Raw genomic sequence first — 26,014 nt, forward strand, 5'->3', positions numbered from 1 at the left:
CCCCGGCGGACGGCCCGTCCGTCCGCGCCGGGGGCGGCGTGTCGACCGATACGGAGCCGGATTCGACGAACGTCGGTAATGGGGCGGGTGAGGAACCCGCCTCGGGACATCCGTGCTTCAGGGTTACCGGGACGTGTCGGACCGGTGTGCCGCGATGATGACGATGCCGTCGCGCTGCGGCTCCTTCTCCTGCTCCGCCCAGTCCACGCCGTCGCCCAGATCGAAGATCCGGGCCAGGTCGGGCGGCAGGTCGCCGTGCTTCCGGACGTATTCGTCCATCGCCGCGTACAGCTTCCCGTACGTGTACTTCACGTTCTCTGCGATGTCAGTGATCTCATCCGCGACCAGACCGGCCTCGCGGAGGAATCTCGGATAGTTCCCGGCCCGCACCTGCGGTGCATGGCGCCACGCGTCCAGCACCTCGGCCATGGCCAGCTCCGCCTCCTCGTCCCCCTCCGCCCCCCTCCCCGTGATGGAGTCCGTGAGGGCCAGCCGCCCTCCGGGCCGCAGGACGCGGGCGATCTGCTTCAACACGTTGATCCGGTCGGGAATGTGCACTACCGATTCGAGGGCGAGCACGGCATCGAAGGAGCCGGGCGCGAACGGCAGGTCCGTCGCGTCGGCGAACTCGAACCGCACCAGGTCCGCCACCCCCTCGCTCCGGGCCAGCGCGCTCGCCAGCTCGACCTCCTCGGCACTGACCGAGACGCCGACCACCCGCGCACCCGTCGCGCGGGCCAGCTGCACCGCGGGCTTCCCCGTACCGCAGCCGAGATCCAGCACCGTGTCATCCGGCCCGACCCGGAGCTTCTCGATCATGATGGCCGTCAGCCGCTCACTGGCCTCTGCGAAACCGGCCTCGTCGTCCGGGCCCGTCCAGTAGCCGTAGTGCATGCTGCCGGCGAAGACCTCGGTGAGCACGCGGCTGTTCCGGTCATAGAACTCCCCGATCTCCTTCGGGGAGCGCACCGGGGTCCTCGCCGCCTGTCCGGCGTTCGAGTTGAAGCCACGCGTGCTCAGCGGCCGACGGGCGCCTTCGGTGAAATCACGCGCGTTCGTTCGCAGCCGTTCGATGCTCACCTGCTCGCCTCCTGACAGGTCTCGGCGGCAAGCGCCGCGGCGGCGTGCCGGTCGAGCAGGTCGCGGGCGTCCCGCACCTCCTTCGCCATCGGCCGGTCGGCGTCCAGCGGCGGGGAGATCTCGGCCAGCTCCGCCCAGATCCCGTCGGCCTGGGGCTCCTCGCCGACCATCACGGCGAGCTGGGCCACGCCCAGGGCCAGCGAGCCGATGGCCAGCCAGCCCAGCTCCAGGCCGTCGGCGACCGCGTTCGCCCCGTTGAGCGCCATCGGGACGTGGTCCTGGTTCCAGCCGTTGGTCGGCAGCGTGGTCAGCGAGGCCGGGTAGACGACCTGCCTGATCCGGGAGACGAACGACGTCGCGCTGATGTGCACGCCCGCCAGCCCGCAGCCCCGGCCGGCCCTCGGCGTGAGCATGGGCGGCAGGTCTCCGTTGGTGGCCGGGCTGAGCAGCAGGCCGAGCTGCCGCTCGGCCAGGTAGGCGGCCATGTGCAGGGAGAGCCCGATCTGGTCGGAGGCGAGGCCGACCGGCATGGCGTGGAAGTTGCCGCCGTGCAGGATCTGGCCCTCGTAGGCGATCGGGTTGTCCTGGCAACCGCTCGCCTCCCTGGCCAGCACGTCACCCGCCGAGGTGAGCTGGTCGAGCACCGCGCCGAGCACCTGCGGCGCGCACCGCAGGCTGTACGGCTCCTGCAGCGGCCGCCGCTCGTCCCTGACCAGGCCCTGGGGCAGTTCCCGCCTGATCCACCTGGCCGCCGTGAGCTGCCCGAGCTGGCCGCGGGCGAACGCGTGGCCGTCGTCGTAGTGCTCGCTGTTGGCCCGCAGCAGGGTGGCCAGCCGGCCGGTCAGCATCGCCGCCGCCCGGACCAGCCGCACCGCCGACTGGTGGTTGAGGATGGACACCGCCAGGCTCGCGCCGGTGCCGTTGACGAAGGCGAGCGCCTCCCTGACCGGCCACTCGAACGGCTCGGCGCCCAGCGCCGCGAGCGCCTCCCCGGCGGGCCGCGTCTCCCAGCCGCCGTCGGCGCCGCGCATCCACGCCTCGCCGAATCCGGTGAACGTCAGTGCCGCGTGTGCCAGCGGCTGCAGGTCCCCGCTCGCGCTGACCGTGCCGTCCCGCGGGATCACCGGTGTGAAGCCGGCGTTCCACAGGTCGGCCAGGGTCTGCCAGAACTCCGGTGAGACCGCCGAGAACCCCCGGCGCATGCTGTTGAGGCGCAGCCAGAAGATGAGCCTGGACACCTCCGGGCTCAGCGGCCTGCCCTGGCCGGTGCCCAGGTGCGAGATCAGCGAGCTGCCCTGCTCCATCTCCGACTCCGCGGCGTACGTGACGAGCGGGCCGAATCCCTGGGTAAGGCCGTAGATGGGCTGGTCGGCGGCCAGGTGTTTGGCGACGGTCGCCGCACTGGCCTCCATCCTGGCGATGTCGGCGTCGTCGCACGGATCGACCCGGCCCTCCCAGGACGCGCTCCTGGCGATCTCCGCCAGGTACGCCGCACCGGTCGTCTCGCTGCTCGTCATCTCGGCGGTCAGTGTCACGTTGCTACCTCTGCTTCAGTTGCCTCAGTGGTGGGTGATGTCTGGAGGTGCCGCACCTTGCCCAGCGCGGACCGCTCGATCCTGGGCACCTCGTGCACGCGTTTCGGGCGGACCCCGATCCGGTCGAACGCGGTGGACAGGTCGAGGCCGGCCAGTTCCGTGCCCGGCTTCAGCACGACCAGCAGGTCGACGTGCTCGCCGATCATCCGGTCGGCGACGGGGACGACCGCGAGGTCCTCGCAGTCCAGCACGGCGCGCAGCGCGTGCTCGACCTCGTCGAGGTTGATCCGGCGGCCGTTCACCTTGACCAGCCGGGTGCGGCGACCGGCGAACCGGAACGTCCGCTCGTCCAGCGGCTGGACGTGGTCGTCCGCCTCCCAGAGCGGCGGTGGCCGCTCGTCCGGCCGGAACGCCAGCCGGGGACTGCGGATCACGAGCGGTATCTCCCCGTCGTCCGGTGACCCGTCGCCGTTCTGCCCTTCGCCGTTCGTCCCGGCGGGTTCGGGATCGGACGCGAGCTCGGGCTTGGATCCGGGCTCGGCGAAGGACACGTCGCGGAAGAGGGTCCAGGGGGGAGGTTCGCCCTCCCGCCAGCGCCGGGTCGCGATGCCGCCCGCCTCGGTGGAACCCAGCACCTCCACGATGAGCGCCCGGTCCGGGCCCGCCTCGGCGAGGAACTCCCCGGCCGTCGCGGGGAGCATCGCGCCGCCGTACAGCACGGTGATGTGCTCCATCTCGCGGACCCACTTCATGTGCTGCAACAGCAACGTGAAGATCCACGGTGTCGCCACCACCACGACCCGCCGCTGCTCGATCGGCGGCATGACACCGTAGAACGTCGGTTTGTACCAGACCGGCAGCCGGAGATGAGCGGGTATCAGCACGCTCGCCAGCGCCCCGTACAGGTGGGTCGGGGGAACGCAGGAGACGACCGCCTCCGGCTTCTCCGGTTCGATCAGCTCGGCGAGCATGCCCGCCTCCAGCCAGACGTTCTCCCGCAGCCGCCGCCAGCACCGGCTCGGACCCGTGCTCCCCGAGGTGTGAAAATCGATGGTCGGCGGCAGGGTGCCGAGCACCAGTTCCCCCGGCTCGCGGTCGGCGAGGTCCCAGCGCACCTGCCAGGCCCTGTCGGTCATCGCCGGCGCGGTGAATTCAAGGGAAAGCAATTCGGCCGGGCTCAGCTCGGCATAATCCATGGCCACTCCTTTACCCCGGGCGTGCGGAAAGAGAGACGAAAGAATCGGATTTGCTGTCCCGCTGGCGGGACAGCACTGCTCAGCCGAGCGACTGGGCGATTTCCATGAGGTACTGGCCGTATTCCGAATTCTTCATCCCGGCGCCGAGCCGATGGCAGGCGTCCGCGTCGATGTATCCCATGCGCACCGCGATCTCCTCCAGGCAGGCCACCCGGACACCCTGGCGTTTCTCGATGACCTGCACGTACTGGCTCGCGGCCAGAATCGAGTCGTGCGTGCCGGCGTCGAGCCAGGTGAAACCCCGCCCGAGCCGGACCAGGTGGGCCCGCCCCTGCTTCAGGTACGTCTGGTTGACGTCCGTGATCTCCAACTCGCCGCGCGGCGAGGGCGCCAGATCCCGGGCGATCTCCACGACGTCGTTGTCGTAGAAGTAGAGCCCGGTGATCGCGTCGTTCGAGCGCGGGCGGAGCGGCTTCTCCTCGATCGACACCAGCGCACCGCTGCCGTCGACCTCGCCGATGCCGTACCGCTCCGGGTCCGACACCGGGTATCCGAACATCGTGCAACCGTTCAACCTGGTACGACAGGCCCGCAGGATCCGCGGGAAGCCCGCGCCGTGGAAGACGTTGTCCCCCAGGATGAGCGCCGTCTGGTCGTTGCCGATGTAGTCCGCGCCGATGATGAACGCCTCGGCGATTCCTCGCGGTTCCGCCTGCTCGGCGTAGGAGATGTCGAGCCCCAGATGCGATCCGTCGCCCAGCAGGTTGCGCAGCGCTGGGAGACTCTCAGGCGTTGAGATCATCAGAATGTCCCGCATGCCGGCCAGCATGAGCACGGAAAGCGGGTAATAAACCATTGGCTTGTCATAGATGGCCAGCAGCTGCTTGGACGTAGCCAATGTCAGGGGGTACATACGCGTACCGCTACCGCCGGCGAGAACGATTCCCTTCATCACCCGTCCTCTCCTCGATTTCGGGATGAATGCAGCGCAAGAGTAATCAGAGTTTCGCCCGCCGGCCAAGCGCCCGGCCCAGTCGTATCCCTTCCCAGAAAACAGCGATGCCGTTTATCGTGTTGACGGGTTCGCTGTCAACCACATCGTTCCGGAAAGCCGTGGACCGGCGGCGACAACCGCATCCGATCCACACAAGGGATTTCCCGCAAGAGATGAGAAGACGTCACGAACCCGCTCCGCGCGCTCGCCCGAACGGATCACCGGGCCCACCGCCGTCCTCATTTCACGGCGCCACGCCATCTAGCTGGGGAAACTCATACACCACCTCCGTGGACGCAACCGGCGGTCTTTAGGCTCTGGCCGGACTCGTCGGCGAAGACGAGCCACGAGCCCCAGGCCGCCCGGGTGCTTTTATCGCCGACCACACCCGCTTCACCCAGGTGGCGACCCGCGCCTCATCGCGTTGGCCGGCCCGGTGCGCGGGCACCTGGAACGACCAGCCCAGCCGCCGCAGCAGGTAGGCCACCGCACGCGGGGTATAGGAGACGTGGAATTTCCGCGTGATCAGCAGGGCGATACGCGGGCTGGTCCAGCGCTGGTCGTCCCAGCCGTGCGCGGCGGCGCCCTGGCCCAATAGCGGCTCCAGCAGTCTCAACTGCTCGGCGGTGAGTTTGCAGCCGTTCCCGGCGGCGCCCTTGGAGACCAGCGCGGCCTTGCCGCCACGTTTCCACCGGGCGTGCCATTCATAGGCGGACTTGGGCGTGATGCCCAGCAGTTGCGCGGTCCGGGTCGGGGTGATTTCCCCGGCGAACATGTCCGCGGCCCGGAACCGCAGCCTCTGCCGCCGGTCCCGCTCTGGCGCGGACAGTCCTCCGCTTCTATCGGAGTACCTCATCCTTCAAGGCTGCCACCTGGACAAACATCACCCGACAGGCGCCTGGCAGTTACCTCACGCCCGCACTTCTCGATCAGTACGGTCACCCACGACCAGCCGAACGCCCAGTTCAGCCGCCCCGCCTGCCGTACTCGATGCACTTCCCAGGCTGACAGCGCGGGTTCGTTCCCGGGATCGGACCTCTGCTCGTCCGTCCGTCACAACACCGCTCGATCGCATGGGCAGATACAACCGCACGAAAAAGGCAGGCGCCGCACAGGCGAACACAAGACGGGCGAGCAGCCCCGATCGGGTCGACGAGCTCGCTGGGGTGCTGCGCTGAACCGTACCGGTGTGAGCCAAGCCGCCGGTTGGATGGTCATGAGTGTCACCAAAGGAGGGTAGGTTCGCCCCCCTCGTCGACGAGGCGGCTTATTCGATCTACGATGGAATAGTTCAGGGCGATATGTGAAGATGCTTGACCGTGGCTGACGTTAATGGTGACCAGAGGTAGTACGCCGTCTATCCGGAAGATCGCCTCTGTTGATTGGTGTGCCAACCGGACCTCCAGCAGGTCGCCGGTCCATGAACGTGGGTAAACAGTCCAGGGATCCACCCCGTAGGCGATCATTTTCATGATCCAGGCATGTTGGAGCAGGAGCGGGTCGTCGTCCTCGGGCATGCCGAGGGTCCCATCGTCCGAAGGGGCCGCGCGGAGCGGGACGCCTTGCGCGGCGAGTGCGTCGCATAAGGCGTCCCGCGATGAGATCGAGTAGTCCACACGACAGTTCAGGGCGGTGTGTCCGGCAGGTATGACGGTGCACCGTCCGCTGTCGCCGTCGAGCCGGATCGACGCGAAGGCCAGCCCCTCGGAGGCGTTGGCCCGCTGCGTCGCCGCCATGTTGTACAACAGGCGCAAACGTGCGATCAGCTCGGGCTGGTCCTCGTTCCAGGCGTCGATCCGCACGTAGCATCCTTGGTTATTCGGGAACTGGCAGGAGAACCGCCCCGAAAGATCGCTTCATCCAGGGGGGACACAACGGGTTGTTGTTGCGCTGCTCACAGAACGCAGTAATAACCCCGAGGGTACCCTGATATTTGGCTGATTGGACATTGAAGTCCACGACTGTCCTGGTGTCCCGACTCTCTGCCACCTTACAGCTCTTCCACCAAAGAAAGCCGCTACATGTATGCCTGTAGGCCGTCGCCAGGTAGTGATAGCGCGTCATGATTAAGTTATCGGGGACGATGCCCCGATGTGGGTGTTTTGTCATTTGGTGGGCGGACATGGCGGTCAGGTCGTGCTTTTGCGCGATTTTGATGCTGCCGAAGCCCTCGTCTCTGGACCTGTCCCAGTAGCCCTTGCGATAGTTGATTCTCTTGCCGTCCTTACTCTGCCAATGGGTCAGAAGGTCGAACGAACCGGGGGGCTCCACAGCAGCGGCGACCGCTCTGGTCGTGACGTTGTCTTTGGCGACGGCGACCGACTGCCACTTGGACCATGCGCCGGCGACACCGCCCGTTGTGGCGCGAGCTCGCCAGTGCACCTGCCCGCCGGTGACCTTGCCGGGCGGGATCCGCAGGTGCGCGACCTTGCCCGCTGCCACATCGTTCACGACACCGGACCACAGGAGCTTGGAGCCGTTCCTGCCCTCAGCCCTGACCTCGACGGTCACATTGGATGTCCGGCGCAGCTTGTCATTCACCTGGACCATCAGGGTGCGTCCATCGGGACGGGCCCAGGCACGTTCGACGGTTGGGGCATCGGCCTTCACGGCGGCCCTGCTCCCCCTCCGGGCGCTTGCCCAGAACTCGCCGAAGGCCCATTCGTAAGGGCTCATCGTGTTGCCGGCCGTGTCCTTCGCCCCGGACACCGTGACGACCATGAAGGAGTCCATCCACGGCTCGGACGGGGTGAACGTCAGTACGGTGCCCTGCGCGTTCATGCTCACCGCCCCCGGCACCTCCTCGTCGAACTGTGCGTCGAAGACGGTGATCTGCGCTCCGGTCACCGGCTCACTGAATGTCACGGTGACGGGCGAGTTCGCCGGTACTCCGGTCGCCCCTTCGGGCGGGCTGACCGCCACGACGGTGGGCGGAGTCGTGTCGCCAGAGGTGGGCGTCGGTGACGGGGACGGGGAGGTGCCCGGCCCCTCGGCGAGGGTCACCTTAAGAACAGGAGGGTGGGTTCCCTCCGACGCGTCGAACCCGCGGTCGTACTCCGCGGCCGTACCCGACTCGTCCGCAGCCCGCAGGAGCACGCCGTGATTGGGCTGTCCCGACGCCCACGCCTGGGCGATGTCGGTCAGTTGCCATGACCAAAGCGCCGGTTCGGCGGGACATGCGCCGATTTCGGTGGCACTGCTTTCTCCGCTGGCTGTCGCGGCCGGCTGATTGCCCCATTCGAGCGTCGCGGCGTCCCAGGCGCTGGTGACGCGCTGCGCCCTGATTGCCCCGCCGCACCCGTATGAGTCGTTGTTCCACAGTTCGAGCCGCGCGTCTGTGACGGTCTTGCCCGCGAGCGCGGCCGTGTCGAACTTCAGGTACGTTCGCTCGGTGATCGAGAAATCTTCGGCGTCGTATTTACCTGCCCACAATGTCGAGTCGCCGGGCCCGGTCGAGCCGAAATCGTCGATCCAGGTGTCTGTCTGGATCGGCAACGTGACGGTCTGCCCGCCCGATGTGGGAGAGGGGGACGGCGAAGGCGATGACGGCGGTGAGGGTGATGGGGACGGTGAGGCTATTGGCTCCGCCGGCTCGCCGTACTGGAGTTCGTAGTACTTCGGTGACGCCTCCCAGTCACCTGTCAGAGGCCACTCGGTCGCCGCCTCCGCCAGCACCGGTTCCCTTGTCACCTGACCGGTCTGTACGAACTCGGAGAGATCTTCCTCGCGCATGCCCGGTATGTTCAGCAAGGAATGGAATTCGTATGGCGTGCCGTCGAGAGGGACCGATGCCGCGCCCTGGTAGGTCGTGAACTCGATGTGCTGCGGCCCGGGGTGGGTGAACTGGATGAAGAGCACCGGTCCGGTGCCGCCGCTCTCGGAGGATCGGTACATGCGCCAGTTCGTCGTGTCCGACTCATTGGCCGCGCGCAGCTGGAAACCATAGTCGGCAGCGCCGTCGGCCCATGCCTGGACGATGTTTTCGACCGAGTAGTAGAGCTCGGCCTCGGCACAGTTCGGGTCGCCCGCGGCAGCCCCCAGCACGATCGCCCCGGTCGTGGTGGTCGAGGGTTGATTGGACATGCTCAAGGTGCTCGACGCCCAGTCACTCGTGATGCGGCGCACCTGAATGCCCGACCCCACCGAGGAGCCGCACGCGCTGGACTTGTAGTTCCACAGACGCAGGTCCGCGTTCGAGATTGTCGCGCCGCGCAGCGGTAGTCCCGCGTTGAAGCGGATATAGCTCCTGGCGGTCTTCGAGCCGCTGCCGAATCTCCCCGCGTGGAGCCACGTGGCCCCCGTCTGCGAGTTCGGATAGTCCGAACTGATCATGGTGTCCACCTTGAGACCGGCACCCACCCAGTCGGACACGCTGAGCGTCACGGGGTAGCCGACCTTGTCGTCGGTGAGGAACCGCTGGTCCGGACGCAAGACCAGCGTACTTCCCGCGCCGGTCTGCTGAATCTCTACGGGAACCTCTGAGGTGGAACCGGTATCCGGCGATTCGAGGGACTTGGCGTCGCCCAGCCGCAGTGGCGCGGACGTGGCCAGGACTTTGCCGTCGGAGCCGACCAGGTCAAGCCTGCCGCCATCGGCTTTCCGGTACTTCTGCCCCTGGGAAAGAGCGACCGGAATGGAGATCTCAAGGGCCTTGCTCGGCCTCTCACGCAACACCACCGCCTGGTTGAAGCCAGTGGCGGTAGCGGTCAGAACAATGTCTCCACCGGGAACGGCGTTCCTGTAGATGGCCTGGCTGCCGTTGATCTCCGGACGCGGGAGGGCCTGCGACCATCCAATTGTGCGCGAGGCCGTTCCATCGCTGAAGGTGACGAGAGGTCCGGGACCGCCGGCTGAAAGGGTTGTCTCATACTTGGCCGCCTTCGGCTTCAGGCGCCCTTTCTCAGAGACGAGAGTGGTGTCGACCGGCACATAGTCCTGCCCCTTCTTGATGCGGATAGGGCCGGCATGCATTTCTACCGAGAAGGAACCGTCCGGCATCGCGTAGAGCGTGGAGTCCTCACGTCTCGCGGATACCACCTCTACTGGCGAGCCCTTTTCCTTGGCGGCTGCGAATGTAGCGGTCAAGTCACTTTTTGCTTCACTCGGCGGCGCTTCGGCGATAACCGGACTCCCGTTGACCAGTAACGCTGTGGCCGCGAGGGCGAGTCCTGCTACCAGGGAGGGCGCACAATACCTTCTCGATAAGAAGGTAGAGCTCATGCCTTTGAACCTCCATTAGGGGTAAATGGCATGGGCACAATATCTGCAAAGCAGACTTAATGTCTACTCCTATTTTGAAGCTAGAGGAGTGGATATTTTTTCGCTGACGCGGACCTCGCAATAGAGTCAGGTTCGAGCTGGGCGGGGTACATGAAGTAGCCCGCAGGGCGTTTCTCCGGAGGGCACTTCCGATATCAGTCAGCAGACTTGGAGGTCACCAAGATGATCTCCCGAGATGGCGCGACAGTCAATACCGACCATACATTAGAGACCCGCTTGCGACGTTCCGGCATTACAGACAGTCAAGCCACCAATACTGGGCGATCACTCCACTGGAAACCGATGACGTTCTTCCAGCAAAGAAATCTCAGATTAGGCGGACCGGAACCTCTATAGATACGACCAGGGGTGAAGCAGGATTTAATTCTGCGTTCTACCTACGGACTTGTGGGTCGTGGATGATGCGGTGGATGGTGGAGCATCCGGCTGTACTCAGTGGCGAAGTTGGTAAGGGACGCCGCGCCCTCGGTGCAACGGTGGCGGATGGAGCGGCGCGCGGGAGTCTTTCAACTGCCGAAAGACGCAACTGGCCTCTAGCCTCGATCTTTCACGATCTTCGTGTGGTTGGCTGAGGTATCCGGCTGAGGGGTGATTTCGGTTCCTGGTCAGCGTGGTGGCCCGGCTGTCGCGCCGGGTGGGCGGGGTTCCACGGGCCCCGGGCTCCTTAGGATCAGGGCCAGTGGCTCACCGGATCCGTGGGCGCCGTGGTCGGCGAAGGCGGTCATGGGGTGGAAGCCGAAGGTTTTCTTCCAGGTCGGGGTGGCGTTTTCCTTGTCGGAGTGGGCCAGGACGATGGTGGCGTCCAGGTCGATGGGGATCAGTTGGTCGTCGCCTCCGGGTGCGGCCGGCCCGGCCAGGGCCCAGGCGTGTTCACGGGCGATGGCGCGGGCGGTGCGGATCGCGGTGAGGGCTTTGGGGGTGTCGGTGGCGAGCCGGTCGATCAGCCGGGAGACGGTCGGATCGGAGGCGACGGGGCCGAACAGTTGTGGCTGGGAGCGCAGTGTTGCGATGTCGGCCAGGCAGTCACCTCCCAGGGCGAGGCTGACTGCGAGATCAGCGACGATCTTGCCGGGGTCATGGATCGCGCGAGCCGGTCGCCAACGCTGCAATTACTTCGAGAGGGCGCGGTCCAGGCCGGTGACGCGCAGCGTCTCCAGCAACAGCAGCGCGCCTGAGTGGGAGATGAGCCCGGAGGTATCGGCGGACATGACGATCTTGGGTCGCGAAGCGGTAGTCTGCACGTGAAAAGTGCCTCTTGAGCTGGTGTGGGCGGGTCCTTAGACAAGTCCGATCATCCCAGTTCAAAGGCACTTTTCTCATGTAAACGATCAAGAGTGGCGATATTCACCGTGAAAGCCGCAGGTTAAAGCGACCTCCGCACGAGCTGCGAGATCCAGGGGAGTGAGTTGCTCCGCCTGGTCCGCGTGCACGATCCGGTCCAAGCCGGCACCGATCAAGGGAGCAGCGGTACGCAGAGAAGCGTGCAGAGCCACTCCCTGCATCGCACCGCCGTGCAGCACGATGTTACGGGTGCGATACAGGCGGCGCAGTGTGATGCGGTATGTGCCCATGACCTCACCCAGTACGCGGCGGGGATCCGCAAGCAGTGCGACCATCCGCTCTGCGGCTGGGCGGTCACTGTGTTTGGTCCGGGCACCCGTAAAGTCCAATGCTGCGGTACCGGACATGTGCAAGGCCTCGGCAATGCACCGATAAATGTGCGGCGATGCTACGGGAGAACCGCTCCGGCCCAGGTCGATCCGACAAGGCGACGGCAGTGGCCCAACGCTCCAAATACCCTGAGCGGGCATGATCTATGATCTCGCGCAGCCGTCGACGCGCCGGACTCGGGTCGGGCAGCGGACCACTGAGCAGGGCGGTGATTTCCTTACGTAGCTCGCGCTCGCCCAACCCTCGGTCCGGGCCGACGAGTACCCGCAGCTCAGCACGTTGCCAGTCACAAGCAGCAGAGGAAAGAACTCCCTGCGCCTGCCAGATCCCTGCCTCCCACAGTTCTTCCAATGCCAGCAGGGACCCGATGTCCCATAGCCTGCGTGCCCACGGAGTGCCCTCATCCGTAAAATAATCGATCATACGTGCGAGAACATGGCGCGCGTACGACTCGCCGGACACCTCCAGTGACGACTGATGTACACAGAGCGCCGTAGCGGATCGCTACGGAGCGTGTTAGTGTCGCTAGCAGACTTGGAGGGGCACTCGCCATTCGTGGCCACTGCCCCTTTCTTTTTTGCCTCAGCCCTCCTGCAAGTAGCGGTACGGCCTCCCCTGACGAGGCCCGGAGAGCTCCGGGAACGGTTCCGTGACCGAGGCGCGGCCCGCTGACTCACCACCGCAGGACCGTATGGGGTGCGCGGGCTCGACGTGGGCCTTGACCGCGCCTGGTGAGAAGTCCCTACCCGGGTCGCCGCCACCGGGGGCGACGTACAACGGACGCCGCGGGGTGCGCCTCACACCGGGTTCGGCGTCGCGGCCAGGTTCTGCTTGACGTGCCGGGTGATGTCGTCGGCGAGGATTTCGGGGAGGCCCTTCTCGATGCCGTCCAGGGCCTGGGCCGCGACCTCGGCGGGATCGATCTTCCGCTCGGCGGGAACGCCGGCGGCCATGTCGGTGTCCATGTACCCGACGTGCAGCGCCGAGACGGTGATGCCGCGGGGTGCCAGTTCCTCGCGGATCGCGTTGGTCTGTGCCCACGCGGCGGCCTTGGCCGCCGAATAGGACCCGGAACCGGCCGGGTGCAGCCAGGACAGCACGGACAGGACGTTGAGCACGGCGCCGCCGCCGTTGCCCTCGATGACCGGGGCGAAGGCCCGCGTCACGGCGAGCGGCCCGAAGAAGTTCGTGTCCACCTCCAGCCGCACCGAGTCCAGATCACCGGCGACCAGAGGGGTGCCGGTGAAGATCCCGGCATTGTTCACCAGCAGCGTCGCGTCGGAGGCGATGCCGGCCGCGGCCCGGATCGACTTCTCGTCGGTCACATCCAGGTGGAGCGGGACGACACCGGCCACGTCCACGCTCTCAGGGCGGCGGGCCGCCGCGTACACCTTCGCTCCGCGCTCCAGAAGCTGGACGGCCAGCCGGCGACCCAATCCCCGGTTGGCGCCGGTGACCACTGCGACCGCGTCCTTCAGTTCCATGCTTGCTCCCAGCGTCGCGGGCGGTTCCGATGACCGAGCCCGACAATTAGATTACGTTGATAATCTAAACCGGAGGGTAGGATAGATGTCAACCGACATCCAACTTGAGAGGTGGCCGATGGGCCGCGTGTCGCAGGCGCAAGCACAGGAGAACCGCAAGCGGGTCGTGGCAGCCGCCTCCCGGCTGTTCCGCGAGCGGGGCACACAGGTCAGCGTCGCCGACCTCATGAAGGAGTGCGGGCTGACCCACGGCGGCTTCTACAAGCAGTTCGCCTCCAAGGAGGCGCTCGTCGACGAGGCCACCGCCCACGCCTTCGACGAGTTCGCCCGGCGCCGCGCGGCAGGACTGGAGCAGCGGGCGGCGATCGACACCTACCTCTCCGTCGAGCACCGCGACAACCCGGCGGACGGTTGCCCCGTCGCCGGGCTCGCCACCGACATGGCACGGGAACTCGGTGATCACGAGGCCCACCGCGTCTACGCCGAGGGCGTGAGCGACTTCGCCGAGTGGCTCGCCACCGAGGACCAGGACGGCATCACCCGGCTGTGCACGATGCTCGGCGCACTCGTCCTGTCCCGGGCCACCAAGGGTTCCCCCCTCTCCGAGGAGATCCTCACCACCGCACGCGCCGCCTTGACGGCGAACAGCTGACCCGGGACACAAGGCCCGCCGGTCCGGCGCCGACATCACGTTCACGCCGGACGGCGTCGCCTTCGTCGACCACGGCGACGGCATGGACGCCGTGGTCGGCCGGGTTGTCGGCGCGACGGCGGCGGCACTGGCCGACGAGACGTGGGCCCGCCTGAAAGCCTGCGCCAATGACGGTTGCCGGTGGGCCTTCCACGACCACTCCCGATCCCGGACGGGCCGCTGGTGCTCGATGCGACTGCGCGGGAACCGTGTCGATATGCCGCTAAGATCACCCGCATCGTCACTCGAATCTGGGCCGCCATCGGACGATACCGCTTCGGGCGCGTGGCCGCCGTCGTCGTCGCGCTCTACCTGACCGTCGTGGCGGTAGCCGCGGTGCTCGCCGCCGTGTCCGGGGACCTGTCGGCGCTGTCGGTGGCCGCGGCGGCCTCGACGTGGGGCATCTCCGCGGAGGAAGACTGGCTGGGTCTGCTGCTCGCCGGGATCTGCGGGCTCAACGCGTGGATGCTGTGGCAGGTGCTGCGCGGTCCCGCGCTGCCGCGCACCGAGGGGCTGCCACGCGGCGTGGTCTGGCTACGGCGCCTGCTCTATGCGAACGTCGCCGGCGACCTGGTGCTCTGGGAACTCGTCGACGAGCTGTCCGACACCGTGGAGTACGTCGCGAGCCTGGTCGCGTGGGCCGCCACGGTGATCCTGCTGGTGCGGGTCGTCTCCGGAGTCTCGGCCCTGTTCCGGGTGATCGCCCTGGCGCTCGGCCTGATCGGCGTGCTGACCCCGGCGTTGCTGCGCTTCCTCGACGGCCCCGGCCTCCAGGTGATCAGCCTGCTGGGACTGGCGAGCTTCGGCTGGATGGTGATGATCCTCGTCGGGCAGCGCCGCGACGGGCGGTGGAGCAGCGCCACGATCGACATCGGGCGGATCGCGCTCGTCGTCCTGCTGGCCTTCCCCGTGCTCAACCTCGCCTTCCAGTGGCTGCTGTTCGACGGCCCGGGGCTCGTGGTGAACGCGCTCGGCGTGTTCCACACGGTGTGGCTGGCACGCACCGCGCACGAGCTCGCCGGACCCGCCGGCATGCCCGCCGCTGAAACCGCCACGCGGCCCGCCACCGGCCGCGGGCCGCGGCCGATCGTCGCCGTGGCGCTCGTGCTGCCGCTCGTCGCGGTCGGCGCCGAGGAAGGCGCCCGGTTCAGCTTCACCGGCGCGGACGAAGGGTGCCGCGAGCGGATCCGGTCCTACGCCGACACTCCGCCGCAGGACCGGCGGCGGGCGTTTCTGTGCCTGGCCAGGAACGACACCTACGCGGGGAGCCCGATGTTCCCCGAGGACCTGCCGGACCAGCGCATCCTGGCCTACGGCGAGAAACTGTGCGCGGTGCCCGGCGTCGAGGAACGGCAGGAGTTGCTCCGGCGGACGGGCGGATCGGCGGGCGCGGGCGAGCTTGGCAACGCCCTGGAGTTCCTGTGCCCCGACGTCGTCGCCCGGCAGCGGGCGGACGAGGCGCGCGAACAGGCCAAGCGGGAGCGAGAGCTGGCCGCCTGGGAGAGCGAGATGAACGCCCGATGCGCCGACCCCTGGCCGAAGCTGCGGGCCAGGCGGCAGGGCACGGCCGCGTACCTGCTCTTCGAAGGGGGCGGCTATGCCGTCTTCGACGACCGGGACAGCACCGAGGGCGCGGGCGGTGACATCTTCAAGGCCATCGACGACGGGTTCATCGACGCCGCCGGCAGCAGCGCCGCCATCACGACCGACGGCGAGAACGCGCCGATGTGTCTGACGGTCAAGGCGTTCGGCGCCGCCCCGCCGCTCCGGCTCAAGGGCTGGGAGCGGGTGGTCGAGGTGGGCGTCATCAGTCGCAGCGGCCGCCTGGTCGTACCGCCGTACCCCGAGGGCGGTGACAGCGGGGCGATCAAGCCGCTGCCCAACCTGGCCGTCGACGGCCCCGGCCGCTACCGGATGCGCGTCTACGCCCGCGCGTTCGAGTGGAACGAGGACGACCCCGACGCGCCCGTCGAGGAGCACCTGATCGTCGTTTACCCCGGCCGTTCCGCGACGAAGGTCGTCCACCGCCCGTGGCGGTGACCGGTCGGCCGCCCTGCGTGCGGACCGTGCGCGAACACGCGCACCTGCGTGTCAGGCGCGTGGCGGCGATCTCATCGGGGACGCGAGATGGGCCGGGCGTCCCCGAACGAACCTGACGGTGGGATGGCGCGGCGGATACGTCACGGGGGCGGGCCGGGTGGGCGGCCCGCCCACGTCACGCACCGCGTTTCACCCTCACGCGGTACGTCGTTGACGGCACGGCGGCCCCGGACCGGGGAAGGGATGGGGCCGTCGTGCCCGCTCATCAGAAGTGGCCGATGCTGGCCGAGGTGGAGGTGAGTGCCCAGCGGTGCAGGAGCGCGGTCGTCTCGGCCTCGCGCATCTGGGTCTTCAGGCCCTCGACGGTCCGGTCACAGATGATCAGCGGTTCCGGGGTGGGCCAGGTGGCGATGGCGTGGAAGAGTCGGCTGCCGGTGCCGTACAGCACGGCCCAGCCTGGCCAGGTGATCTCCAGCATCGCGGCCTCGGCGCGGGCCTCGTGGTCCCAGGTGTAATGCGGGACCGGGGCGGCGGCCTGGCCGTCGCGGTGACGGCCCCGGGCGGCGGCCAGGCAGCGGCGGATCACGAGACCACCCGCCCGGCCTGCTCCCGCTCCGGCATCTCCCGCTCTCGCGTCTCCTGTTCCCGAGTTTCCTGCTCTCGCGTCTCCTGCTCCGGCTCCTCCGAGGCAGGAGTCTCCCGCGTCTCCTGTTCGCGTGCCGCCTGCTCCTCCGCCTCGCGGGCGAAGGTCTCCTGCCGGTCGGTCTCGGCCCGCAGCGCCTCCAGGCTGTCGCCGTCGACGGTTCGTTCGGCCCCGGCGTGGGTGGCCACCTTGGAGAAGGGCCGCTCCCGGCTGGCCCACAGTCGCCCGGCGTCGCTGAGGATCAACCTCCAGCCGGGAATCGTCGTCTTGGGAATCGTCGTCTCGGGGCTGGTGGGCTCTGGGTGGGCGGAACTACCATCTCTCACTGGTTGGACCTCGATCCGATCAAGGGCCCGTCCGGTCGTTGTCAGCGTGGGGCGGGCCTGCTTCATGAAGCGGGGAAGGATCTGGAGGGGTTCGCCGTACCGGCCGGGTGGCCGATACGAAGACGGGGTGACCGCCGAGCGGTTCGGTGCGCAGGTGGTTCTTCGCCCGGAGCGGGGCACGAGACGGCGTCCACATCCGAGCCGGGACGGCCTGGTGGGAGCGGACGCCGGACGCGGACGACAGGACATCCGCCGAGGCGGCGACACCGGTACGGGCGATTCGACGGCCGGTCTCCGCTCGGGACGACGCTGAGCGGGGATCGGCGGAATCCTCTCGGCCGGGGCCGACCCGGCACGCTGCCGAACGGATATCGGCGCGACCACCTCGGCGGACCGCTGAGCGGGGATCGTCCTGGCCGGGGCCGCGTGGGCGGGCGGCTCGAAGCACGGCAGGGAACGGTCTCCGGTACGACGGACCCGCAGCCGAATGTCCAACAGGTCACCGGAGGGCTGGGCGTACTCGTGATCGGCGGGCCGATCGGGACAACCGTGCGCGTAGGGAGCGTGCCCGCAGACGGCACACCCCATCGGCATCGGCGGCACCTCGGCGAAACAGCCGCAGTCACCGACCGCCTGTCTGTCGAGAACTGGAGCACTAGGGTTGCTCACGGGTCAGGACCTACTTCCTGATCAAGGGCCCGTCACGGTGTTCCAGCACCGGGCGGGTCCGCTTTATGAGCCTTGAGGCGGATTTCGAGCCTCTACAGCTCTTCTCTGCGTGTGCTCGTCCATGCTCGTACTCACATGAGTGCCTATGAGCATGGCCGTCTATCTTCTTCGCATGATCGAGTTCGAGCGTGATCGGCCGATATGGATCCAGGTCGCCGAGACCCTCACCGAGAGAATCGAACGCGGCCAGTACCTGCCGCGCCACCTGATCCCCTCTGAGGTGCAGATGGTGCAGGAGTTCGGTATCGCCCGGGGCACGGCCAGGAAGGTGGTCGCCTACCTCCGCGAACAGGGGGTGGTCTACACCGTCCCGCAGATCGGATCGTTCGTCAGCCCGGCGAAGACACCCGCTGACGAGAAGGACTGAGCCCACCACGACCACATCGAACAGGCGGAGCCGTTGCAAGGATCGACCTCCGACTGTCATGGTGTCCTCACTCTGAGTTATGGGGTGGTGGGTCCATAGTGAACCTTGACCCGACCAACTTGCAAGCCTCAAAGTTTATTGCCTCAAACTATTTTTCTCTCTGAGTCTTGATTGAGGGGGTTCGGCGTGAAGGGCAGTCCTACGGTGCGCCGACGGCAACTCAGTGCCGAGCTCATCAGATTGCGCAAAGCGGCTGGTCTCACCGCCGAAGAGGTCGTTCGGCAGCTGGCGTGGTCGCCAGGCAAATTGACCTATATGGAGGGAAATAGATGGGTACGGCCTGATCTGGCGAACATTCGGGCCTTGCTCGATCTTTATGGCGTTACCGACAAAGCCATGCACGATGCTGTGCTCACCCTTGCCCGCCAGGCCCGCGAAAAGGGCTGGTGGTCGAAGTACAGCGATGTGTTCAGAGGTTCACTCGCGGGGTTCGAGGCAGCGGCCATCGACATCCGCGCCTACCACGCACTGTCCATCCCTGGACTGTTGCAGGTGCCGGACTACATGACCGCCATCTTTCGAGGAGGCCGGGTCATGGACGAAACCCTCATTGCCCGGCGCGTTGAGGCACGCCTGGCCCGGCAAGAGATCCTCCGACAGGACAATCCGCCCAACCTGTGGGTCATCCTCGATGAGGCGGCGTTGCGCAAGGTGGTCGGCAGCCCAGAGATCATGGTGCGGCAATTGGAGCATGTGATCGAGCTATCAGCGCGAGATCACATCACCGTCCAAGTTCTCCCTGATACCGCTGGCGCACATGCCGCCATTGAGGGCTCGTTCATGATCCTCGACTTCAAACAGGGAGACGGCTCGATCGTCTACGTGGAGACGGCCATGAGCGACCTGTACTTGGAGACCAAAGAAGAGTTACGTGGTTATACGCTCATATTCGACCATGCGCGTGCGTCTGCACTCAGCGCGGAGGTTTCCGCCGCGTACCTGACCAAACTCATTGATCATCTTAAGTAGAGGCGAGCATCATGGAATCCATCCATCCCGACCTCATCTGGATCAAAAGTAGCTACAGCGGCCCAAACGGAGACGACTGCGTGGAAGTAGCCACGAACCTTCCGGGCCTCATCGCCGTACGCGACAGCAAGGACCCAGCCGGCCCAATGCTGACCTTCTCCCCGACGGCCTGGCACAACTTCCTCACGGGCATCCGCGACGGAGAAATCTAACCGAACGCAAGTGCCGTACTGAACCTGAAAGCTCGACGTTACCTGTGATCATGCCTCTGACCTGGGAGGGCAGATGTGTTACGGGTAATGCCAACCTCTGATCACCAGTAGCCTCGGAACGGCGGATGGAAGCTCATCCTCATCGCGAGCCGGTAGCCGGTCAGAGGAAGAAGATCACCAGAATGGTGAGGCCGAGGCTCAATGCCACGAAGCGGAGCGTTCTCGGGCTTCGGCCGGCCTCGCGGCGAGAGGAGAGCACCAGTACGGTGACCACGGCCAGCGCCGTCAGGAGATGCAAGCCGTACCACCAGGGAGTGGGCAGCTTTTCCAGGACGGTTCCGGTGAGCAGGTCGTCGGCGGAGCCGTAGCCGGCCAGACCGCTGAGCAGGACCAGCCCCAGGGCCGCGAGGGCGTAACGGGATCGGCCGAGCAGGATCCAGACGACGGTTCCCAGGACGAGCAGGACCGAGGAGCTGTGGTGCAGGTGCCGGATGAGCAGGCCGCCACGCACCTCGGAGCTGATCTTCAGGATCGAGTCGTAGGCCGCGCTCACGGGGACACCCCGCAGCGGCTCGTAGAAGCCGTTGTAGGGGACCATCTGGTTGCTCGGTGTGTAGAAGAAGGCCAGGAAGCCGCCGGTGAGCAGGATGACGACGAAACAGTAGATCAGCATCTCGCCCACCAGCTGCCGCACTCGCTCCATTCGGCGCATTTCACCACAACGGCTCGGCGCCGTCTGGGTTTCTGGTCAATTCCAGGAGTACGACGCCCCTGGCCTTCATCCTCGACGCGCTCCGCTCGGTGCCCCTGAACCGGCAGGTACTGGTGATCAAAGGTGGGCGTTACCCATAGGAATACCGGTCTTCAGGTCGCTCGACCGAGGAAGTCTTCTCATCGTGGACGAACTCGACTCAAGCCTGCATCCATATCTGTCGGCCCAGCTGGTCAAGCTGTTTCGGGAACCGGAGACCAACCCGCTGGGAGCCCAGCTCATCTTCACCAGCCACGATGCCACACTGCTCGGCCGGATCCAGGGCGAGGAAGTGCTCCATCGAGACCATGTCTGGTTCACCGAGAAAGACGAATGTGGCGCGACGGAGCTGTTCCCGCTGTCTGATTTCAAACCACGTAAGGACGAGAACCGGGAGCGGAGATACCTGACCGGCCGCTACGGTGCTGTCCCGATTGTCAATGACGAGCTTTTCGCTGCTGCGCTTTCAAGGCGCGGAGAGGTAGGCGATGTCCCCCCGGACGGCCAAACCGGCGAAGATCAGCGCTGAAACCCGAATGGGGCGGAACAGACGCAACCCGAGGGAAGAGCGCTCCAGTTTCCTGATTTTGTGTGAAGGACCCACCGAGAAAGGCTACTTCACTGGTATGCGGTCGCGTCGCGGTCCTCAGCTCGATGTGGACATCCCCAAAGGGGATCACATCTCCGCGGTACGCGAAGCGGTCAGCCGGGTGTCGGACGAATACGATGCCGTCTGGCGTGTCCTGGACACAGAGCTGGACGAAACGCTCACAGCTTCGATGCTGCGTGCAGCACAGGGAAGTTCGGTCGAACTCGGACTCTCCACTCCGTCCTTTGAATTCTGGCTGATCCTTCATCATGCCAAATACACCAAGCCGTTTCAGTCGGCCGACGACGCCAAGAAAACACTGAAGAAGATCATCCCTTTCTGGAGCGAGGGCAACACTAGATTTTCTGACTTCGCAGACAAGGTTGATTCCGCGTATGCCAGAGCACAGCAGATCAGCCCTGATGGGAAGAATCCGATGCTGAATCCTTCGACCAGCGTCTGGCGATTGGTCGCGGGGATTCAAGGCCGACCCGAAGCAACCGGGCGGTCCACCGGCGCGGGTGGGTCCTGAAAGAGCGCTGGATGCCGTCAGGCAGGTTCGGGTCCCGGCTCATGCGGTTGATGTGGTGGCGTGTGACTGCAGTCGCCGGAGTGTGAGGGAGAATCGGGCGTCTGAAGTGCTATTGGCGGCCCCCTCGACATGTATCCGCGTAAGGCAGCTCAGGGATGTGGACGTCCCACTCGGGGCGGGACAGCGCCCCATCCTCAGCGCAGATCGCCGCAGCGGCGGCATTCGGGGCGACGGTGATCTCCAGCAGCCTTCCATCCCGGTGGGAGATGAGCAGCGCCGTCCGGTTGAATGCCACGGTGGCGACGAGGTCGGAGGTGAGCTCGATCCTGGAACCGATCTGCCGGTGCCCGCGCCACTCCCACAGCATGACGTCTTTGTCGGAGATGGACGCGAACATGCCACCCGGCGGGTAGGGCACGAGAGCGGAGACGGCCGTCGTGTGCGCGACCTGCGGCGGGGCGAGTTGCTCGCGCAGTTCCCCGGTCCAGAACGTCACACGACCGGACGTGTCACCGGTTGCGGCCGCGTTCCGCGACAAGATCACCTCTCCCCGAGCGCGGGCGTCGGCCTGGTACGGCGACACCTTCCCGGTGACGAGGTCCAGCAGTGCTCCCTCGGTTCCGGGCAACCGGCGCGTATCGGTGAGGAAGGATCCCTCGCGGGCCAGCAATCGCCGTCCGTCAGGTAGGAAGGTCACGCCCGCGGCGTACATCCCGATGCTCCTGAGCCACGTCCGGCTCCTGACGTCCCACAGTTCGAGTTCGTCGACGTCGTCCTGGCTGTCGGAGAAGGAGCTCACCGCCACGGTCCTTCCGTCGGGGGAGAAGACCAGATCGCGTACTCCGTCCGCCGACTGACGCCTCACGGTGAAGTCGCCTATGCGGGCCCTCGTCGCAACGTCCCAAAACGTCACCACGGTCGACTGGGCGTGGATGAGCGCCAGCGTGCGTCCATCGGGGCTGAACACCGGCGAGTACGGCTCCGCCTCGGGCAGAGATGGATCGTTGAGCTCTGCCTCCGGAGGAGGCGGGTCGTCCGGCCGGATCGCGGCGCCGAGAGGTTTCCGGGTGGCGACGTCCCAGATCTTGATCTTCCAGCCCTCCTGCTTGCCGGTCGCCACGGCCAGGAAGCGGCCGTCGGGGCTGAAGCGCCGCTCGTCGTTTCCCGGGGCGAACATGCCGAGCGTGGTGGTGTGCGCTGAGAGATCGTACGTTTGCACCGTCCCGAACGGGTCCGCCACTCGGAGGAGGTGCCCGTCGTGGGAGATCCGATGAAGCGGAGCCAGTGTTCCCGGAGGGAGCGAGAGGCTCGCCAGCAGCATGCCATCGGACATGCCCTTGCGTATGCTCCACAGGTTCACCCGATTCTCGATGTCCGTCCCGGTGAGGAAACGGCCATCGCCGCTGAACTCCAGCCGTTCGGCGGGCGCGTACATGGGCGCCTCTGTCACCTCCTTGCCGGTCGAGATGCCGAACAGCAGGACGCCGTCCTCGCGGGCGGAGACGGCGAGCAGCCGGCCATCCGGGCTGAACGCGCCGGTGGTGGCATTGGACGGCAACCAGGGTGCGTCGACGCGTTTGCCACGTACAAGGTCCCACAGCTCAAGGCGACGGGCAGACCGCGAACCACCGGTGGCCGCGGCGTCCGAGTCGGGTGTCTCCTCCGCGATCAGGTCCCGAGCCCGGGAAGGGATCACCAACGCGAGCCGGTCGTCCGGACTGATGTGAACGACTTCTTCGGACAGTACCCGGGTGTGCCTCTCGACGTCCCATGTCTCCGTGGCCTCCACTCCCGAGATGGTCAGGAAACGGCCACTGGGGCTGAACCACATGTCGGGCTGGTCCGAACCCTGCCAGGAGATGAGGGGTGAGCCGCTCGGCGCCGGGCCGTGGACCGACCACAGCCACACCCCGGAGAGGTCCGCCACCGCCACGGTGCGCGTTCCGGGTCTGAACGCGAGAGCCAGAACCTCCCGCTCCCAGAGCACGTCGGCGACCTGCTTCTTCCGGGCAAGGTCGTGGACGCGAAGGGTGCCCGGCTCGCCCGGCCGGCCGGGAGTGTAGGACGCCAGTTCGGCTCCGTCGGAGCTCAGCGTGTACAGCGACCCCGCGGTGCCGTATGGGTCGGTGAAGGCGTCGACCATCGGGCTCGCCATCGAGTCGACCAGCTCTCCCCTGGCCTCGGAGACCGGGGAGAGCCGCCACGCCGCGGCGCTCAGCCGGCGGGCCAACCTCGGATCGGTCAGGCGCAGGGTCGCGGCGCGTTGCGCCACCAGCCGGGCCGTCGTCTCCTCCAGCCGCCCCCGGGCGAGGTCGGTCTGCCGTACGGCGCCCACCGACGCGGCCACGGAGATGATCAGCAGCACGGCCAGGGCGGCCACGATGCCGGACCGCAGGCGCGAGGCACGCCGGGCACGGGCCGCGCTCGCCTGGAGGAAGTCGTTCTCCAGGGGCGTGAGATCGTCGCGGTGTTCCGACTCGGCGAGCAGTTTCTCGGCGACGGTCAGGCGCGCGCCCCGATACAGGGCGCCGGCGTCGTGGCCGTGCTCGGCCCAGGACGCGGCCGCCTGGGACAGCTGCCGGTGCGCGCGCAGACGATCGCGACCCTCGTCGACCCAGCCCCGCAGCCGTGGCCACGCCCCGATGAGGGCCTCGTGGGCCACCTCCACGGTGTCCTGATGAAGCGTCAGCAGCCGGGCGCCGGCCAGGAGCTCGATGACGAGTCCCGTGTCGACGTCTCCCAGAGGATCCAGTTCCGCGCGGGAGACCGGACGGCGGGTGTCCTCGGCCTGCTCTCCAGGGTTGATCAGCCGGAGCAGGACGCGCCTGGCGATCCTGGCCTGGGCCGGGGAGAGGCGCCCGTACAGCTCCTCGGCGGTGTGACTGGTCGCCCCCTGTACCCTGCCCACGCTCTCGTAGGCATCGAGCGTCAGCATCTTGCCCCGGCGGCGCCGCCAGGTCTCACGCAGCGCGTGCGACATCAGCGGCAGCGCGCCGGGCTCGTCGGCGACGTCAGCGATGATCGCCGCGGTCAGCGCGCGTTCGACCGTGAGGCCGTCGGCCATGGCCGGCCGTACGATCGCCTCCCGCAACTCGTCTCTGGTCATGGCCCCGACCAGCAGGCTGGCGTCGCGCAGGGATTCGGCGAGTTCTCGGTGCTCGCTGCAGCGCCCGTAGAAATCGGCCCGGACGGCTACGATCACCCGCAGTGCGCTCGCCGGTCGTCGTGCACCGACGAGCATGTCCACGAACTCCGCACGCTCGCGCCGGTCGCGGCAGAGCGCGAACACCTCCTCGAACTGGTCCACCACCACTACCGGTGATCCGTCGGCGGACTCATCGGCGCGCAGCCGGTCGGCGTGCCGCATCGGGTGGTCGCCCGGGGTGATGACCACCACCTTCGGCGGTGAGAACGACGACGCCCGCAGGGCCGGCACGACCCCGGCCCGCAGCAAGGAGGACTTGCCGCTGCCGGACGGTCCGAAAACCGCCACGAAACGGCGCAGTTCCAGCAGGTCCACTACTTCCCGAACCAGCCGTTCGCGCCCGAAGAAACGGGCCGCGTCCTCGGCATCGTAGGAGGCCAGGCCCAGGTAGGACGGCACAGCCCCATCGTCGTCTCGCATTTCACGCGCCAGTTCCGCGGTCACGTCGCGCCAGCGGGTTTCCCATTCCGCCAGGTCGCCACCGCACGCTTCCACGTAGGCGAGAACGATCTGCAGCGAGGCCAGGCGTTCGCCGGCGGCCGCTTGGGACAGGGTGGTGACCGAATAACCCACGCGCCGCGCCATGTCCCGGTAGGTGATGCCACCGGCCTCCTGGCGAAGTTTCCGCAGCGCGTAGGCGAAGCCCGGGACAGGTCCCTCCGCGGGATCCAGCGGTCTTTCGCGACGACCCACTGTTCAGGCGCTCCACCCACTGGACGGCAAAGGTCGCTAGAGAAATTGAAACTACATAATCGTCCGCGCTGGCGCGACTTTCTCGACCGATTTCCCGCGGGGGCGACATCTGGCCGGCCTGCCCGGGACGCGACGTCCGACGGGCAAGCCGATGGGCACACGCACGGGTACGCGGGCGCCGGGTCTTGACGCAGGCGGTACCCACCGGGTCCACCTGCCGCCGGTCGGCGAGGTCGTCGATCGCCCCCTCGATCTGTTTGTTTGGGGCTCTGAACAGGGCTGCCAAACAAATAGGCGCCGCATAACTTCGGGCCTCGAAGGCCGTCGGACGACAGCGAGTGCGATACAGGCCCGCGTTTCGCCCGATGGCGCATCGGCCGGCAGCAGAGTGCCGCCGGCGAGACCAGAGGAAGGACGGCAAGCATGAACATGCGCCAAAAAGCAGGACTGGCCCTGGCCGCGAGTACCGCGGTCATGACCTTGGCCACTACGGCGCCGGCCCATGCGGCCCCCGTGACGCGCTCCGCGCACGTCATGGTCGTGCAGACGGCATCGGAGAACCTCGCTCCCACGCTAGGAGCGGTCACTCCGGCAACCGTGGCAGCGGCGAAGAAGTTCTCATGCAGCCGGGTGAAGGGCTGGAAGCAGCGGCTGGCCTGCCACGCCGTGATGAAGGCAGGCGGCGCGTGGGTGTGGGCGAAGCTGGAGAAGGCGGCGAAGAAGGGATGGACCAGCTACTCCGCGGCGTTCAACTCGCTCCCCAGGATCTTCAGGTCCTTACTCTGGAACCACAAGAGGTACTTCTACTGCCTCCTCTCGCCCTGGTGCTGACAAGGTTCCCCAGGCTTAACGGTCCCCGGATCCGCACAGCAAGCCGTTTCCCGTGCCGTCCGCCGAGACGGCACGGGCCCCGGTGACCGCGCCCGCGGATCGCTGTCCCAAGTCTCGAACACCGTTCTCGTAGAGA

Annotated in this window: 22 protein-coding genes and 1 pseudogene; 9 read left to right on the top strand and 14 right to left on the bottom strand. The window is 66.9% G+C overall.

The features are described 5' to 3' along the window. Positions 1-123: 123 nt before the first annotated feature. From ACWD3H_RS00005 to ACWD3H_RS00050, 10 genes and pseudogenes are all read right to left on the bottom strand, one after another. Positions 124-1,080 (bottom strand): SAM-dependent methyltransferase, encoded by a 957-nt coding sequence (locus ACWD3H_RS00005; protein WP_451953450.1) that lies wholly within the window; start codon positions 1,078-1,080, stop codon positions 124-126. After that, positions 1,077-2,615 carry an aromatic amino acid ammonia-lyase gene (locus tag ACWD3H_RS00010; RefSeq protein WP_355567118.1) on the bottom strand — a complete coding sequence of 513 codons (1,539 nt, stop codon included), beginning with the start codon at positions 2,613-2,615 and terminating at the stop codon, positions 1,077-1,079. Before ACWD3H_RS00010 ends, ACWD3H_RS00005 begins: the two co-directional genes overlap by 4 nt. After that, entirely contained in the window at positions 2,612-3,811 is a 1,200-nt protein-coding gene (locus ACWD3H_RS00015; RefSeq protein WP_451953451.1) for an AMP-binding protein, read from the bottom strand. Before ACWD3H_RS00015 ends, ACWD3H_RS00010 begins: the two co-directional genes overlap by 4 nt. A gap of 79 nt (positions 3,812-3,890) precedes the next feature. Beyond that, the gene (rfbA, locus tag ACWD3H_RS00020; protein WP_355567112.1) at positions 3,891-4,763 is read right to left on the bottom strand and encodes a glucose-1-phosphate thymidylyltransferase RfbA; all 873 of its coding nucleotides are present in this window, start codon (positions 4,761-4,763) and stop codon (positions 3,891-3,893) included. A gap of 355 nt (positions 4,764-5,118) precedes the next feature. Then, positions 5,119-5,661, bottom strand: a pseudogene (locus ACWD3H_RS00025) (helix-turn-helix domain-containing protein); the annotation flags it as partial. A 367-nt stretch (positions 5,662-6,028) separates the two neighbouring features. Continuing rightward, a complete protein-coding gene (locus ACWD3H_RS00030) occupies positions 6,029-6,607 on the bottom strand; it encodes a hypothetical protein (RefSeq protein WP_451953452.1) in 579 nt (192 codons plus the stop codon). A 13-nt stretch (positions 6,608-6,620) separates the two neighbouring features. Then, positions 6,621-9,803, bottom strand: a complete 3,183-nt coding sequence (locus ACWD3H_RS00035) for a DNRLRE domain-containing protein (RefSeq protein WP_451953453.1) — start codon at positions 9,801-9,803, stop codon at positions 6,621-6,623. Positions 9,804-10,690: 887 nt separating this feature from the next. After that, entirely contained in the window at positions 10,691-11,194 is a 504-nt protein-coding gene (locus tag ACWD3H_RS00040) for a transposase (RefSeq protein WP_451953454.1), read from the bottom strand. A gap of 219 nt (positions 11,195-11,413) precedes the next feature. Continuing rightward, complete coding sequence (locus ACWD3H_RS00045) at positions 11,414-11,701, bottom strand: hypothetical protein (protein ID WP_451953455.1); 288 nt, start codon at positions 11,699-11,701, stop codon at positions 11,414-11,416. Between the two features lie 852 nt (positions 11,702-12,553). Further along, positions 12,554-13,240 carry an SDR family oxidoreductase gene (locus ACWD3H_RS00050; RefSeq protein ID WP_451953456.1) on the bottom strand — a complete coding sequence of 229 codons (687 nt, stop codon included), beginning with the start codon at positions 13,238-13,240 and terminating at the stop codon, positions 12,554-12,556. 85 nt (positions 13,241-13,325) lie between these two features. On the opposite strand from ACWD3H_RS00050, the gene ACWD3H_RS00055 reads away from it, so the two are divergent. The 3 genes from ACWD3H_RS00055 (at position 13,326) to ACWD3H_RS00065 (ending at position 15,971) form a co-directional block, all read left to right on the top strand. Continuing rightward, a complete protein-coding gene (locus ACWD3H_RS00055; protein WP_451953457.1) occupies positions 13,326-13,892 on the top strand; it encodes a TetR/AcrR family transcriptional regulator in 567 nt (188 codons plus the stop codon). Between the two features lie 82 nt (positions 13,893-13,974). Beyond that, positions 13,975-14,247, top strand: a complete 273-nt coding sequence (locus ACWD3H_RS00060) for a CGNR zinc finger domain-containing protein (protein ID WP_364157631.1) — start codon at positions 13,975-13,977, stop codon at positions 14,245-14,247. After that, positions 14,217-15,971, top strand: a complete 1,755-nt coding sequence (locus ACWD3H_RS00065; RefSeq protein ID WP_451953458.1) for a hypothetical protein — start codon at positions 14,217-14,219, stop codon at positions 15,969-15,971. Before ACWD3H_RS00060 ends, ACWD3H_RS00065 begins: the two co-directional genes overlap by 31 nt. A gap of 265 nt (positions 15,972-16,236) precedes the next feature. Here the strand turns inward: ACWD3H_RS00065 and ACWD3H_RS00070 are convergent, their stop codons facing one another. After that, positions 16,237-16,557: a hypothetical protein gene (locus ACWD3H_RS00070; RefSeq protein ID WP_451953459.1), complete on the bottom strand. Its 321-nt coding sequence runs from the start codon at positions 16,555-16,557 to the stop codon at positions 16,237-16,239. After that, positions 16,554-16,940, bottom strand: a complete 387-nt coding sequence (locus tag ACWD3H_RS00075; RefSeq protein WP_451953460.1) for a hypothetical protein — start codon at positions 16,938-16,940, stop codon at positions 16,554-16,556. The genes ACWD3H_RS00070 and ACWD3H_RS00075 overlap by 4 nt, the downstream gene beginning before the upstream one ends. Positions 16,941-17,781: 841 nt before the next feature. Between ACWD3H_RS00075 and ACWD3H_RS00080 the strand changes: the two genes are divergently transcribed. The 3 genes from ACWD3H_RS00080 to ACWD3H_RS00090 all read left to right on the top strand — a co-directional run bounded on the left by ACWD3H_RS00080 (position 17,782) and on the right by ACWD3H_RS00090 (position 19,277). Further along, positions 17,782-18,036, top strand: coding sequence for a winged helix-turn-helix domain-containing protein (locus tag ACWD3H_RS00080; RefSeq protein WP_355567099.1), 255 nt, complete (start codon positions 17,782-17,784; stop codon positions 18,034-18,036). Positions 18,037-18,222: 186 nt separating this feature from the next. Then, the gene (locus ACWD3H_RS00085) at positions 18,223-19,065 is read left to right on the top strand and encodes a helix-turn-helix domain-containing protein (RefSeq protein WP_451953461.1); all 843 of its coding nucleotides are present in this window, start codon (positions 18,223-18,225) and stop codon (positions 19,063-19,065) included. A gap of 11 nt (positions 19,066-19,076) precedes the next feature. Continuing rightward, the gene (locus ACWD3H_RS00090) at positions 19,077-19,277 is read left to right on the top strand and encodes a DUF397 domain-containing protein (RefSeq protein WP_451953462.1); all 201 of its coding nucleotides are present in this window, start codon (positions 19,077-19,079) and stop codon (positions 19,275-19,277) included. A gap of 160 nt (positions 19,278-19,437) precedes the next feature. On the opposite strand, the gene ACWD3H_RS00095 is transcribed toward ACWD3H_RS00090, so the two are convergent. Beyond that, a complete protein-coding gene (locus ACWD3H_RS00095; RefSeq protein ID WP_451953463.1) occupies positions 19,438-19,980 on the bottom strand; it encodes a hypothetical protein in 543 nt (180 codons plus the stop codon). Positions 19,981-19,987: 7 nt separating this feature from the next. On the opposite strand from ACWD3H_RS00095, the gene ACWD3H_RS00100 reads away from it, so the two are divergent. Beyond that, positions 19,988-20,557 (top strand): AAA family ATPase, encoded by a 570-nt coding sequence (locus tag ACWD3H_RS00100; protein ID WP_451953758.1) that lies wholly within the window; start codon positions 19,988-19,990, stop codon positions 20,555-20,557. Next, a complete protein-coding gene (locus ACWD3H_RS00105) occupies positions 20,517-21,149 on the top strand; it encodes an RloB family protein (protein ID WP_451953464.1) in 633 nt (210 codons plus the stop codon). The genes ACWD3H_RS00100 and ACWD3H_RS00105 overlap by 41 nt, the downstream gene beginning before the upstream one ends. Positions 21,150-21,258: 109 nt before the next feature. Here ACWD3H_RS00105 and ACWD3H_RS00110 read toward each other — a convergent pair whose 3' ends face one another. Then, the gene (locus ACWD3H_RS00110) at positions 21,259-25,047 is read right to left on the bottom strand and encodes an nSTAND1 domain-containing NTPase (RefSeq protein ID WP_451953465.1); all 3,789 of its coding nucleotides are present in this window, start codon (positions 25,045-25,047) and stop codon (positions 21,259-21,261) included. A gap of 423 nt (positions 25,048-25,470) precedes the next feature. Between ACWD3H_RS00110 and ACWD3H_RS00115 the strand changes: the two genes are divergently transcribed. Continuing rightward, the gene (locus ACWD3H_RS00115; protein WP_451953466.1) at positions 25,471-25,878 is read left to right on the top strand and encodes a hypothetical protein; all 408 of its coding nucleotides are present in this window, start codon (positions 25,471-25,473) and stop codon (positions 25,876-25,878) included. Positions 25,879-26,014 lie beyond the last annotated feature (136 nt).

Source organism: Streptosporangium sp. NPDC002607 (genome assembly GCF_053592655.1).